The organism is Bradyrhizobium sp. 45, assembly GCF_023073155.1.
In the GTDB taxonomy this organism is placed as follows: domain Bacteria; phylum Pseudomonadota; class Alphaproteobacteria; order Rhizobiales; family Xanthobacteraceae; genus Bradyrhizobium; species Bradyrhizobium canariense_D.
Window position 1 is genome coordinate 1 of record NZ_JADPIX010000144.1, and the last position, 14,360, is coordinate 14,360.

Sequence of the window (14,360 nt, forward strand, 5' to 3'; positions counted from 1 at the left end):
TCAACAATTGCAGAAGGTCCCCGCCGCCAGGACGATAGCGCAGCTGATGACGACGAAGCGCGACCACCTAACCAGGGCGGAGACCGTCACGCTTGCGGTCATCGAACAAAACGTTCCTATGCTGGCCGATGCCCAAGCTCTCGTTGGCCGCTTCCACGCGATGATCCGAAAGAAGGCCGAGATGGAGCTCGAACCTTGGATTGATGACTCCAAGCGGAGCCTCATTGCCTCGTTCGCGAATGGCATTGCCAACGATAAGGCCGCGGTGCACGCGGCTATCACGCAACCATGGTCCAATGGCCAAGTGGAAGCTCAGATCACCAAGCTCAAGCTGGTCAAACGGCAAATGTACGGGCGCGCTAAGCTCGATCTCCTTCAGGCTAGGCTGATTGGCGCGCCATAAAAACAATCACGATCATCGAATATGCGTCAGAGCCAATTTTGGACGCCGATCCCCCGGCTTAGGGGGTCAATATTGCAGGCCGAATGACAAATTGGTGTCAGCGCGTCCGACGGGATGCTTAGGCTCGCATCCAATCGTTCCGGATAGGCCTCGATCGCTCCGACGGCGGTCGGTTTGAGGTCCTTCCGACGCTCTTCCTCCAGGCTGATTGACGGAAACAACGACACCTCCATGCGGTCGGTCTTCAGCCCGGTCGGCCGCAGAAGCCGGCCCTTGATCTCCACGTGCCGGTGCTCGTGATAGGGATCGAGCGCGTTACGAAGGGTGTTGAGCGCTAGCCAATAGGTGAAATCCCAGTTTTCGACCTGCACGATGTAGTCAATGATCTCCTCCGTCGGCTTGCGCCGGCGCTTTGCCCTTCTAGACGCCTTTTTCTTCGGCTCGGTGACCATCGCGGCCTGTCCGAGAGTTTAGGCTGGAGCGTCGGCTCTACGGAGCTAGATGATCATAGAACACGATCGTTGACACGAATTTGGATAGGGCTGCCGGATCCTCGATTACCATGTCGACTCATCAGAATCTCGCGTCTGCACCCGTTCGGCGTCCTCGTCGTCGACGAGTTGCTCGAGCATCTGCTTCTGCTTCTGGAGCGCGGCGCTTTGATCTTCCGCCTCGCTCGCTTCGATCTCGCCCAGGACCTTTCGCCGTTTGGCCTCCGACTCCTCCACTCTTTGGTCGAGATTCGGCAGCCATCCGACTTCCAGATAATGCGGCGACGTGGATCGCTCGTCGTGGACGCCCAAAATGCGAATACGACGATTGCGAGGCTCCGCGAACCAAGAGGTCGGAAGCCCGAGATTTTTCCAGCGGATTAAGGTAATGACCGAAGACGGGTCGATGACGACTGCCCACCGGGGCAGTCTTTCGATGCCTGCTTGTCTCGCGAGATCGGCGAGCAATGTAACGCCCCAACGGAAGACGGGAGGCTTCTCGAAAAAACGGCCGAAGCTGATGTAGATAGCGTGCTCGCGTTCGTTCCCGACAATCCTATCCTGCTCGATTTCCGCCGCCAGTTTAAGCAGCCCGATATCTTGGAAGCGAAGCGTGCTTTCTTCAATCGTATCGAGGATTGCCAGAAGGCCGGACCAGTTTTGCCGATCATACTCGGCGTATGCGGCAGCGATTGCGAGTAGAGTAAAGTCCTCCGCGGTTCCGTCGGGAATCTTGCCGTTCAGTCTTTTGATTAGTCCCGCGGGATCCGCTATGTTCAATCGTCCGACCGTTAGAAGCTCGTCCCACTCCCTCAGAGAAGTTTCAGAATAGGGCTCGGCGCGAATTCCGCCTTCCGTCTCGAGCACGGCGACGGGCGTTGCCAGGGCCGGAAGCACCCAAATTTCGAATTGATCCCTATTCCGAACCGCGATCGGGGTCACGGTCGCGTCGGTGAGGTCGGGCTCGTCGGGTCGTACCAGTTCCGGGCCGAAGACGTCATCGCGCCGGTAGCGGTTGCGGAGGGGCTCGAGGCCGATCCCCTGCGGCAACTGCACCGTGTCGGCCTTGACGCCGACCCTCAGTCTTCTGGTCCAACGGCCCCAGGGTAGATCGATAGTGATCCGGTACTGGCCGGGAGCGAGCAATTCGATCGGATGATCTTCCAGGTCCTGAAGCGACATCTTGCGGGAGGGCATTTCGTCGGAGAAGCTCTCCAAGGTCACGCACTCGTCGTCCTTCAGAAAGCCGCCGAGCAGTGCAGCGCCTGATTTGTCGAAATCGAAATGGACGTTCGGCTCGGCGTTCTTGGGTTGTCCGAACGGTGACATGATCACGCGACCGCCTTCGCCCGGGCTCCCGCGTCTCAGGATCTTCAGCCAATCGATCGCGATCTCGTGCGCATCGCGGATCGAAGTGTCCTCGATATGATTGAATGTGAGTGATGGGCCGTTGGCGTCCTTCCTGAAGGTCAAATTCGGCGGAAGTCTCGCTCCGCCTATTTCTCCGACGGGACTGAGTTGCTTGGCGATTTCCGCCGACATGGGTCCACCCCCCGGACCAGGACCCACCACGATGTTGATCTCGTCCGATCCATCGGTTCCTTTTGGGGCGACGGGAGGCGGCTGCCTCAATTGAAATATAATGTCGGCGGTCGGATTCCCGAGTCTCTGCTGCAGAGGGACGTTCACCGGCTTCCAAGCGCTTTCGCGAGCCACCGTGCAACCGGCATTGATCAGATCCTGCAGGGGAAACTGCAGCGTGACAGGTATCCTCAAGGGGGCGCCCTTCGTGGGCATGAAGCAATCGCGCGGGATAAGTTGGGATTGCAGCCTGATCGAGCGTACGTCGCCGACCGCGACGGTCGGATCGACATCGACCGTGACCGCGGCCGTAGGCAGGGCGGATAGCTCCACGATGGGCGAGAAGCCATCGATCAGAGCCCTGCCGTGGGGTTTGCAGAACGGAGTTTGAAATTTCTGAGCGTCGGCCGCCGCTTGAGAGATCTTCACCGAGACGATGTTCGTAAAAAGCCTGCCCAGATCGACCGTTCGTGCTCCAGTCATCCAGTCGTATTGGATCGCGTCCTGCTCGGGATCGTCGGCCTGCAGATTCGCCCAAAGCGTCGGATCGAGTTCTTCCAAGGAGTATCGAACGAGAACGCCTCGGCCGTCTCCAGCCCATGCTCTCTCGCCTGCCGAACAGGCATAACAAGTCGTCAGCGCGTTGCCGGGAGCTGGCTTGTAGCTGCCGGGAGGAGCGTCAGGCCCCTGCGCCTGAACGCTGCTGATCTGCCCGATGCTCGCAGTAGTATCTTGGCACGCATCGTAAAACAGGAACTGGTCCTTGTACTTCCAGCTCTGAAACCACTCGATGTATTCATCGATCTTGAGATTCGCGCGGGTGATGTCGTTGACGAGATAATTCTGGCAGAGAAAGACCGGACCGGCGCCGGGTACTGACTTTCCATGGCCCGACATGAAGACGAACAGCTTGTCGCCTTGACCCGCCTTGGCCAGTTTTCCGAACGATGCCAGGATGGTGTCGATGTCGGCGGCCTGCACCACGACACCGGGCGGGAATTGTGCGCCAGTTATCGGTGCGACATGGACGACTATGCGGGCTGGGGGGACGCCTATCGAGGTCAGCCACTTCGCCGCTGCGACGGCGTCGTTGATGCAGCCCGGCAGCGTCGGGATGTCCGAGCGATCGTACTTGTCGATGCCGATGATCAGTGCGTCTGCGTTCATGGTCACTATTTCGGCCAGCTCTGGGTGATCTTCTCGTAGAACGAGGGTTGACGGAAATATGCGCTGTGCGCTTCCGGGAACGGAACATTCGACGCGATCTCGAAATCCTCGATCCCGTCGGTCACGCCGGGGAACGCCCGACTGGCGCAGAACGACAGCAAGTCGTTGCGGTCGAAGATGTTGAGCCACGGCTGGTACGGAGTTCCTGCTGGAAGCGCTTGCTTCAGCCGCATCGTTCCGAGCGCGTCGAACTTGAACAAGACGGGCGCTTGGGAGCCGACCGTGATCAATTTTTCGACTGGCAACCGGCCCGCCTGGCGAGCGCGCGAGAGCAAGTCGACCATGATGATGCCGCCCAGGCTGTGTCCCAGGACGACGACGCGCTTTTTCTGTTCGGCAACACCGACGATCTTTTTCTCGATCGCGGCAAGAATGTCGTCACCGCGGCGTTCGTACAGCAGGATGTCGCCGACGCCCGGAGACACTCCGTTCATAAGGCCAGTTCTTCGGTCCCGTCCGTAGTAGGTCGCGACTCCTTCGGCCAGGGATTTCACGCCGTCCCAAAGCCATGAACCTATTCCCTTCGTCCCCGGAAAAAGACCGACGATCTTTCGAACGAGTTCGTCGCGCTCATCCGCGACGTAAAGCGCGCTCGGACCTGTGCCAACTTCGTTGCGATAACCGATCAGGGCCTTCGCCACGATCGCGCGAGCGACGGCGTTCACGAGGTCCGTGTCCAGGGCATCGCCTGCCGCCGCCGCGGCGGAAGCGAGCAGGGGCTCTTTCAGCAGCCAGAGCGCCGCCTGCCGAATGTCTTGCGCTTTCATCTCGCCCGGAAGCGGGTCCGAGACCTTTTGCGCCACGTCGGCAAGCATGTTCGTCATGGCGATATCCGGGGTCTGAATGCCCGGCATGGCGGCGTTCTGATCGACCTGAGCCGGAGGTCGCATCGAGGCCATCCGCAGTTCGAGCAGCGGATCGCGGAGCAGTTCGGCCCAAAGTGCCGCCTTCATGCCTATCTCTTCGGGACCGATTTCGTCGGCTTTCGCCGCAGTCGGCGGCAGCACCTGCTCGATAGCCTCGTCGTCGACGTTGACGCCGAGGTCGGGGCCCCAGCAGAGGCCCTCGATCTCGATCGGAAGCTTTCCCTCGAATCCTTTGCGCAAAAGAGCCATCGTCTGGTCGAAGGCGCTCTTGCGAACGCCCGTTCCGTGGATAAAGAGCAAGGTATCTGGCATATCCTCCTCCACAATTCTCTAAAAGCCAGTGTCGCATCGAGATCTTTCGTTCGGGTCGCGCGTCTTTCGTGTCGCGAGTTTAAGCGGTCGTGCACGTTCGCGTCCGATGCTGCCGTAATTCCGGCGCGCATGCGCAGAAAAGTCGTCAGTCCTACGACTTCGTGAACGAAGACATCGAGATGTAGAAAGCTTAAGTTTTTCTGATCGAGAGATATTTCACTTTAGCACACTGAGCTGTCGCAACAGGAGTCTTGCTCTACCGAGGCATTGGTGAAGTGCGACGCTTACCAACGCCCAGGCAGCTGCAAAGCTGGAGTTTGACCAGCCTCGCGCACTATTGCGGTCCCGCGGGAGGAGCCGCGGTATCAGGTGGCGAGGGCGCCGCCGCGGCCGGCGATACGTTCGACGACGGTGCGGCGTTTCCTGCCTGAGTTAATGGTTGCGGGACAGTTTGAGTGAGATCTGGTCGTTGAGACGAGCCGCCCACGTCCAGATTAGCAAATGAACCGTAATCTGGGATGATCGTCGCTCGAAGCCGACGAATCGCATTTGCCCAAGCCTCAATCCGATTGTCTCTCGTGACAGATTTCCTTTGTGAGTCGCATTTCACGGCGAGGATGATTTCCTGATGCAGCTGGCGCAAGTCGAGCAAGGCACGAGTGTTCTGCGACAATGTTCTTGTCGGATCATAAACCTGCTTCAAGCCAGTTAGCGAGGTGCCGGCAATCGATAGAGCTATTGCAAAGAAGGCGACCCACCTAAAGCCTGAGCCGGGGCCAAAGCTCACATACCAAAGCCGCCTTCTCAATTTTTCTCGTTGAAGCGCCTTCTGTTCGTCGTCGGTCAGCTCGACGGGACTCATCTTCCCTTGCAGCGTCACAAAGAGAGTTGCGAATGCAGACACAATCAATGTAGCCAATCCGAGCCTTTGGACCCAAGGAAAATTCGCGCCGGCACCCTCCGCCGCCGCTATTCGGGCGCGCGCAATCGAATCGCTAAGGGCCAGGAGCTCGCGGTCATCACCGGTCAGCTGCAAGACCTTCTGGTCTTTATCTCGGTTTGCAAGAGCGGCCTCATCTCCCGACTTCATAAGAAACACATGGCTTCCGGATGGCGTCAGATCGAGCATCAACGCGCTGAAGGCGTGCCGGGGCAGTACATCGGTCGCAACGTCAGATAATTGTTTGCAATTAAAGACCCCGTAGGCAACTAGCTGATGGTCGGAACGCGCCGCGGACCATTCGGTATCGTTTGAGCCCGGTTGCGGTTTCAAGCCGTCGAGGAAGAAAACTTCCGTGGGGCGTGTCGCATTGGATCCGATTGCAGTGGCCTGAGAAGGTTCCGATTTGCCGATCAATGGCAAGCTACCGCCGCGGTTCATCCACAAAATGCCAGCGACCGCGATCAAGGCTAGTACTACAAGCCCTGCGATTGATCCAAGGAGAGTCCATGACAAGCGGCGTTGCGGTTCACCAGGATACGGCGACGACATTTCCCAACCACCTTTTGCTCACTGGCCTGAGCGCAAAATCGATCTAAAAGTCTTGAAAGTGTATCGCGCCACTTCTCTTTAAGGTTGACATCCTAATCAGCGGCTCTGTAGCATCCTAAGCTAGTATTGAGAAAACATGCAATTGGCCTGTTTGTACTGAACCGGGATCGGGCGCCGGACTCCTGGGATATGATTGCGCCTTTCAAGGAAGGTTAAAGCGACGGCGCGGGCCGCGACCTTCGTCGAAAGCGGATTTTTCAGCGGGGGAGCGTGGCGGCTTACGCTGTGAGTACCTTAGCTCAGGACCGCACTGTGCTCGATCGCTCGGGGCCATGATGCAGACGTCAGCGCCAATCAACGATGTCAGGGACGGCGCAAGCTCCGCAACGCGCGTTGGCCGCTCTCCAGCCGGTGGTTTCGCGCCCTCGCTGAACCTTCCGAAAGGGGGTGGCGCTCTCAGAGGGATCGGAGAAAAGTTTTCATTCAATGCTCACACAGGCACCGGGTCTTTGTCGGTGCCTTTGCCGTTTTTGGAGGCGCGTGGCGGCTTCGGGCCCAACCTCCAACTGACCTACGATTCAGGATCCGGAAACGGACTTTTTGGGGCGGGTTGGCAGTTGGGAGTTCCCACTATCGGCCGCAAGACCGACAAAGGATTGCCCAAGTACGAAGATGGCGACGTCTTCATTTATTCTGGCGCGGAAGACCTCGTGCCGGTCGCGCCGACAGAAGTGCGGGGTGAATATGACTTGCGACGCTTTCGCCCGCGCGTTGAAGCAAGTTTCGCTCGCATCGAGCTGTGGATCAGCCGAAGAAACGCCGCGGACACCCACTGGCGAGTCATTTCGCGAGACGACGTCACGCATATTCTTGGCTTTACGTCGGAAGCGCGCATTGCCGATCCAGGCGATCCAACGCGTGTTTTCCAATGGCTGCTGCAATGCTCCTTTGACGATAAGGGCAATGCTGTCGCCTATCGCTACCGTCCGGAGGACCTGGTCGGAGTGGATGCGCTGCGGCTTTCCGAAGCGCATCGCGTCGAGGGCCAAGCGCGCTTTGCCGGCAGTCACATCGAGTCAGTCGTTTATGCAAACCGCGAGCCGTTCTTTGCTGAATCTGGCCCGAATTACTGGCCAGCAATTGGCGGCCTGATAGAATCGACGGCTTCGTTCGTCGACAATTGGCAATTTCGCGCCTTTTTCGACTATACGGTTCGGCCGGCCGATGAGCCCACTCTCGAAAATGGTGCATGGAATCTGCGGGCCGATGCCTTCTCGAGCTACCGCGCCGGCTTCGAAGTCCGTACGGCCCGTCTGTGTCGGCGAATCGTGTTCGAATCGAACCTGTCGGTCGAAATCGAAGGGCGGGAGACCGGTTATGCCGGGCTGACGCACGCGCTTGTGTTCGAATACGGCTCCGCCGATCCGTCAGCCACTGAGACGGCCGCAATCGTTGAATCGCCTATCCTGGCAAAGCTCCGGTCCCTCCAACAGATCAGCCTCAGGCGAGGCAATCAGGCGACCTCCTACGATCATGCCGATTGGCCACCTCTTGAGTTTGATTATTCCGTTGCGGGAGCGATGCAGCTTAGGTCGATCGGGCACACCGATGCGCCGGCGCTTGCCACGGGCGTCGACGGCGCGCGAAATGAATGGGTCGATCTCGACGGCGAAGGCATTCAAGGCGTTTTGTCACGCGGGGACGACGCCTGGCGGTACGCGCCGAACCGCTGGTCTCCGCTCGCGGATTCTGGCGGTTTGTCACCACACGAGCCGTTGTCTGCGGGAGCATTTCGGTCGCCTCAGCCGTTGTCTTTCCAGCCTTCCGCGGCATTCAGCGGCGCGACGCTGGTCGATCTTGCTGGGGACGGTTCGCTCGATGTCGTCGCGTATTCGCCGCAAGCAGCCCTGGTTTACGAGCGAAACGAGCGAGGAGGATGGCACGCGCCTCGTGCTCTGCCTCGGCGGCCGGCATATGCGCTGAACGATCCCAATGTCCGGCTTGTGGATCTCGATGGGGACGGACGCGCGGAGATCGTAGTGGCGGAACACGACTGCTTCGTGTGGCAGGAGGGCCTCGGCGAAGATGGTTACGGCGCGGTGCATCGCGTCTCGAAACTTCTCGACGAGAAACTTGGCCCGGTATGCGTCTTCAGCGAGGTGGTGCAAACGATCTTCCTTGCCGACATGTCGGGCGACGGCCTGACCGACATCGTGCGTATTCGCAATGGCGAAGTCTGCTATTGGCCGAACCTCGGCTATGGCCGGTTCGGCGCGCGAATTGAGATGGATAATGCGCCGATCTTCGCCAGCCCCGATCAATTCGATCCGGCGCGCGTGCGCGTTCTCGACGTCGATGGTTCGGGCGTTGCCGATCTGGTCTATCTCGGGCGGCAGGGCGCTGCGTTCTGGGCCAACCATTCCGGTAACGGCTGGTCGACGCGTCAGCCCATTCCGTTCCGCATCGCGCATAATTTAGCGGAGGTCACGAGCGCGGACTTCTTCGGTCGGGGGACAGGCTGTCTGATCTGGTCGTCGGCCGCATCCGCTGACGCGGGCAGCCATTTCTGCGTGGTCGACCTCACGGGCGGCGTGAAGCCCCACCTGCTCACGCGGATTCGCAATAATCTCGGTGCCGAAACGAGGCTCTCATACCGCAGTTCGACCGAATTCTATCTGTCGGACGTTGCGGAGGGGCGGCCGTGGATCACGCGGCTGCCTTTTCCGGTGCACGTCGTGCAAACCGTCGAGACCGAGGATGCCATCGCGCGAAATCTGTTTGTCTCCCGTTACGCCTATCATCACGGCTTCTTCGACGGCGTCGAGCGCGAGTTTCGCGGATTCGGGATGGTCGAGCAATGGGACAGCGAGCATGTCGAGGCGGTGTCCTATGCCGGCAGTTACGACAACTGGGATTCGACGTCTTACGTTCCGCCTGCGCTGACGAAAACCTGGTTTCACCACGGCGCCTGGTACGACGATGACTCGCTGGTCGCAGCGTTCAAGCGGGAGTACTGGGACGCAGATTCGGGTGCGGTCGATGTCGCCGACACCGTGTTTCCGCCAGAGCTGAGTCCAGATGAGGCACGCGAGGCCTGTCGCGCTTTGCGCGGGCGCATGCTGCGGCAAGAGGTCTACGCGCTCGATGCGGAGGCCGATTCCACGGCCGAAGTCAAGGCGCGCGCTGCGAGGCCGTATCAGGTCATCGGGCAGAATTTCAAAATTCGCATGCTTCAGGCTCGCGGCAACAATCCGCATGCGGTCTTTTTCGTGCATCCACGCGAGACTGTGCAGGCTCACTACGAGAGGACCGATCCGCCCGACCCGCGCGTCAGCCACGCGCTGAGCCTGAAGGTCGACGACTACGGCAATGTCGAGCAGGCAGTCGCCATCGGGTACGGACGTAGGCAGCCGGAGCCTGAGGATCCGCAGACAAAGCCCCGGCAGAAGTTGACACCCGACGAGCAGGCGACGCAACGACGATCGTTGCTGACTCTTACGGTGAGTACGTTCACGAAAGCGGTCGACACGCTGCCCGATGCTTGGCGAACGCCGCTGCCGGCCGAGCTGCGCATCTATGAGCTTGGCGATTCCGAATGGGAGAAGGCAACGGCGCTTTCGTTCGAGGCGCTGCAGGAGGCGGCAGAACATCTCGCTGATATTCCTGAACTCGCCTACGGGACAGCGCTGAGCTACACGCGCCGTGAACGCCGATTGATCGAGCAGGCGCGTACCCACTACCGTCGCAACGACCTCAAAGGGCTACTTGCGCTCGGCGAATTGGAATCGCTGGCGCTTGTCGGCGAGGAGCTCAAGCTCGCGATCACGCCCGGCATGGCTGACAACTTTGAAGGTAAGGTGGACGCGACCGCGATGACGACCTACCTGCGTGACGGCGCTGCCGGCTATTCGGAGCCGGAAGGTGACGGATCGTTCTGGATCTCCTCCGGCCGCACCTTTTTCGCACCTGACGCCAACGGTACTCCGCAGGGCGCGGCGGCTGAGCTGGCGTTCGCGCGCAAGCGCTTTTTCCTGCCGCATCGCTTCGTGGATGCTTTCGGCAATGCCACTCGTGTGGCTTACGAAGACGCCATTCTGCGCATCGCCGAAATCACCGATGCTGCAGACAACAGCACGCGTGCTAGCTACGACTACCGTGTGCTGCAACCCAAGCTGATCAGCGATGCGAACGGCAATCACATTGCAGCCGTCTTCGACCTGCGGGGACTGGTCGCCGCGACGGCGGTGCTGGGCCAAGCCGAATCGATCGGCGAGTTCGGGGATACTCTAGAGGATGTGAATCGGGATCCAGGCGATAGCGAAATCACGGCGTTCTTTGCCGACCCGGTCGGAAAGGCTTCGGCCCTGCTTGGGACGGCCACCTGTCGTTATCTCTACGACGTGATGCGTTTCCGCCGTTCGAGCCTCGCCAATCAACAACCGGGCTCACCGGTATACGCCGCGGCGCTCGAGCGCAGATTTCATGTCAAGCTACCATTCGCCGACGATGACAGGGCGACGGCCTGGATCGGCGCGGATTTGCCGGCGGCTGAACAAATCGAGTGCCGCTTCAATTATTCGGACGGGTTCGGTCGCGCTGTTCAGCAGAAGATTCGCACGGCGCCACAGATCAAAGATACTCCGGGACCCGCCAAGCCCCGTCGCTGGCTCGGCAGCGGCTGGACCATCTTCAACAACAAGGGTCACCCCGTACGGCAATACGAGCCCTTCTTCGTCGAGGAAGGGGGCGGCGCTGCACCTCATGAGTTCGAGTTTCGCCGCGATGGCGTGAGCCCAATCCTGTTCTACGATCCGCTCGGGCGTCTCGCCGCCACGCTTCATCCCGATCATAGCTGGGAAAAAATCGTCTTGGATCCGTGGAAGCAGGTGACCTCGGACCGCAACGATACGGTTCTCATCGATCCGTTGAACGACCCCGACGTGGCCGCGTTCTTCCGGCGACTGCCGAGCGACGAGTGGAAGCTGATCGAGGGCGCTTCGCCTACCTGGTATAGGTGCCGCACCACGACGAGCGGGCTGAACGACTTGTTCCCGGGCAACAGCGAGGCCATTAACTGGCGCCGCCAGCACGAGCATGATGCCGCGCTCAAGACTGCCTCTACCCCTGACGATCCCGGGCACGCGGGCACCCCGACACGGACGCACTTCGACGCGCTCGGCCGGGCGTTTCTCGTCGTCACCCACAACCGGTACGTCGATCCTCGCTCACAGGCAAAGAAAGAGGAATTCGCGCATACGCGCACTTTGCTTGACATCGAGGGCAATCGTCGCGCGGTGTTCGATGCGCTGGAGCGCGCAGTGACGACCTGGGATTATGACTTGCTTGGACGTCCGCTGCGCGAGGCCGGCATGGACGCCGGGCGGCGCTGGACCCTGCCTGATGCGGCAAGTCAACCGTTGCGGCGGTGGGACGATCGCGATCACGCGTTCCGGCACCGCTACGATGCTCTGCGCCGGCCGCTCGAAAACTGGCTCGCAAAGGCATCCGACGCCGCGCAGACTCAGGGGGTCTGCTACGAGCGATTCACTTACGGCGAGCATGAAGGCGCGCCGGCAGACCGGAATCTACGCGGCCGGTTGTGGAAGCACGAGGATACGGCCGGGCTTGTGACCGTCGGCGGCTACGATGCGAAAGGCAACCTCGCGTCCTGGACGCGCCGATTCTGCCGCGACTACAAGACGACGCCGGACTGGTCGACAGGCCCCGCTCTCGAGGAAGAAACCGCGGGCTGGCGCACTGACTACGACGCGCTCAACCGTCCAATCCGGCTGATCACGCCGTACGCCCGCAAGAACGCCGGCGATTGCCAGACTTTCGCGCGCTACAACCTCGCCGGCCAATTGTTCGCGACGACTGTCAGGACACCGGCTGAACCGTTCCTCGTCGTGCGCGGAATCGACTACAATGCGCGCGGCCAGCGGCGTGTGATCCAGTATGGCAACAACAAGGGTGGTCATGGCCTGCGCACGACGCTGAGCTACGACGACAAGACGTTCCGGCTGCTCAGCCTGGTCACCGCCAACACCGATCCAGACGCAAGGACCGACAAATACCAAGCGTTGGATTATGTCTACGATCCGGTCGGCAACGTCATCGCCGTCAGGGACACCGCACAACCCACTTTTTACTTCAAGCAAAAGGTGGCCGCGCCGGACGCGGACTATGAGTATGATGCGCTCTATCGGTTGACCTCGGCTTCAGGGCGCGAGCATGAGGGTCAAAACCGCCCACCGAACGCCTGGGACGTGCAGCGCGCTGGCACCTTCGACGGCGGCTGCGGCTTCACGTTCTTTCCCAATCCGAACGACACCAAGGCAATGCGCCCCTATACCCAGCGCTACGCCTACGACATGGTCGGCAACATCGAGGAGATGCTGCACCAGGCCGGCGGCCAGGGCTCATGGCGGCGCGTCTATGGCTACGAACTGGTGGCTGGATCGCGCGATAAGGGATCGAACCGCCTGGTGTCCACAGTGATCGGCGGCGTGACCGAGCGGTACAATTACGACGCGCATGGCAGCATGGTCGCGATGCCGCACCTTGCCGCGATGGAGACTGATTTCCGCGACCAGCTGTCGGTGACCGCGCGTCAGAGCGTGCGTTGCGAGCCCGACCGGCCCTACGCACGGGGCGACGTCACCTATTATGTGTACGACGCGGCGGGCGAGCGCGCCCGCAAGGTGACGGAGCGTGAAGGCCGGCGGGTGAGCGAGCGACGCTACCTCGGGGCTGCCGAGGACTATCGCAGCTACGCGGCAAACGGCAAGGATCTCGACGTCGAACGGATGTCGCTGCACGTCTCTGACGGAGAGCGGCGCTTTGCGTTATTCGAGACGGTGACGAACGGCGGCGACGACGCCGCCAAGCATCTCATCCGCAGCCAGTTTCCGAACCACCTCGGCTCGGCATCCCTTGAGGTGCAGTTCGACAAAAAGGCGCCGGTGATCTCGTACGAGGAGTTCTATCCTTTCGGCACCACCGCCTATCTGTCAGTCAACGCTTCGATCAAGGCGGCCTCCAAGCGCTATCGCTACACCGGCAAAGAGCGCGACGAGGAGAGCGGGCTCAATTACCACGGCGCGCGCTATCTCGCCGTGTGGCTCGGGCGATGGGTCTCGGCGGATCCGAGCGGGCTGGCGGACGGACCGAATGTCTACTGGTACTCGCGTTGCAATCCCCTAATGCGCAAAGATGATAAAGGGACACGGAGTGCAGAGGTTGCAGAAGAGCGACAACTTCAGCCTCAAAGCCAATCCAGAACGGATGCACCCGGCTGGCTCGTCCCGGGATCGACGTCATTGCTGTCTACGGTCGATGCTTTCAAACGCCTTGATTATGCCGCCGAGATCAGCACAAATCGCGATCTGTTACTTAAAGTTTTTGACAAAGCCGAGAGCTTGGATCACGAGTTTATTGCGAGAAGCGCCTTCGACCTTCGCGAAGAGACGCGCGGCGTTTTCCAGGAAAAACTTTCTCAGGCTGGAAAAGCGTTCTCCGAGGCAGTCGAAAAAGAAAAGACATTTGAGCAGTTGTTGGAAAACAAAAGTTTCCGACAGATTGTTGATTCGAGCGGCAAAACTACCAAGCTCACTAAGAGTATTTCGCTTACAACCGTTGCTAAGGGATTTGCTGTTGTCGGTACGATCTCACTCGCCTTCGACGCCAAGAATAGAGTTGAGCGTGTTGTTGCGGAACGGCCTCAGGATCGTACGAGGCGAGCAGCTTATGAAGCCTATGATTTCGCCGGCAGTGCGCTCGCCGCCTCTGCGGGCGCGGCCGCCGCTGTTGGATTTGCTTCTGGTGTAGCAGCGGGACTCGCTGGAGCTGCAGTCGGCACGGTTGCCCTGCCTGTTGTTGCTGCCTTGTTGATTGGGGGGCTGGGAGCGTACGCCGTGTCACAACTGTTTGAGCACACGAAGCCGACATTCGAGCAATTCAAAGCGGCCCTGCCGTAGGATTTTGCCGCG

At 60.1% G+C, this 14,360-nt stretch carries 6 protein-coding genes; 2 read left to right on the forward strand and 4 right to left on the reverse strand.

Features of this window, described 5'->3' with window-relative positions; genetic code table 11:
* Positions 1 to 403: transposase (locus IVB42_RS35675; protein WP_247471932.1), on the forward strand; the 403-nt coding region annotated here is incomplete at its 5' end.
* A gap of 26 nt (positions 404 to 429) precedes the next feature.
* On the opposite strand, the gene IVB42_RS35680 is transcribed toward IVB42_RS35675, so the two are convergent.
* The 4 genes from IVB42_RS35680 to IVB42_RS35695 all read right to left on the reverse strand — a co-directional run bounded on the left by IVB42_RS35680 (position 430) and on the right by IVB42_RS35695 (position 6,288).
* Positions 430 to 855, reverse strand: coding sequence for a hypothetical protein (locus tag IVB42_RS35680; RefSeq protein ID WP_247471933.1), 426 nt, complete (start codon positions 853 to 855; stop codon positions 430 to 432).
* A 105-nt stretch (positions 856 to 960) separates the two neighbouring features.
* Entirely contained in the window at positions 961 to 3,642 is a 2,682-nt protein-coding gene (locus IVB42_RS35685) for a caspase family protein (protein WP_247471934.1), read from the reverse strand.
* Positions 3,643 to 3,647: 5 nt separating this feature from the next.
* Positions 3,648 to 4,655 carry a hypothetical protein gene (locus IVB42_RS35690; protein ID WP_247471935.1) on the reverse strand — a complete coding sequence of 336 codons (1,008 nt, stop codon included), beginning with the start codon at positions 4,653 to 4,655 and terminating at the stop codon, positions 3,648 to 3,650.
* 559 nt (positions 4,656 to 5,214) lie between these two features.
* Positions 5,215 to 6,288, reverse strand: a complete 1,074-nt coding sequence (locus tag IVB42_RS35695; RefSeq protein ID WP_247471936.1) for a hypothetical protein — start codon at positions 6,286 to 6,288, stop codon at positions 5,215 to 5,217.
* 416 nt (positions 6,289 to 6,704) lie between these two features.
* Between IVB42_RS35695 and IVB42_RS35700 the strand changes: the two genes are divergently transcribed.
* Complete coding sequence (locus IVB42_RS35700; protein WP_247471937.1) at positions 6,705 to 14,348, forward strand: SpvB/TcaC N-terminal domain-containing protein; 7,644 nt, start codon at positions 6,705 to 6,707, stop codon at positions 14,346 to 14,348.
* The last annotated feature ends 12 nt before the right edge of the window (positions 14,349 to 14,360 follow it).

Bases quoted from the DNA above. Each gene is read 5' to 3' on its own strand.
- IVB42_RS35680 (WP_247471933.1), bottom strand. From the start codon at position 855: ATGGTCACCGAGCCGAAGAAAAAGGCGTCTAGAAGGGCAAAGCGCCGG.
- IVB42_RS35685 (WP_247471934.1), bottom strand. From the start codon at position 3,642: ATGAACGCAGACGCACTGATCATCGGCATCGACAAGTACGATCGCTCG.
- IVB42_RS35690 (WP_247471935.1), bottom strand. From the start codon at position 4,655: ATGAAGGCGGCACTTTGGGCCGAACTGCTCCGCGATCCGCTGCTCGAA.
- IVB42_RS35700 (WP_247471937.1), top strand. From the start codon at position 6,705: ATGATGCAGACGTCAGCGCCAATCAACGATGTCAGGGACGGCGCAAGC.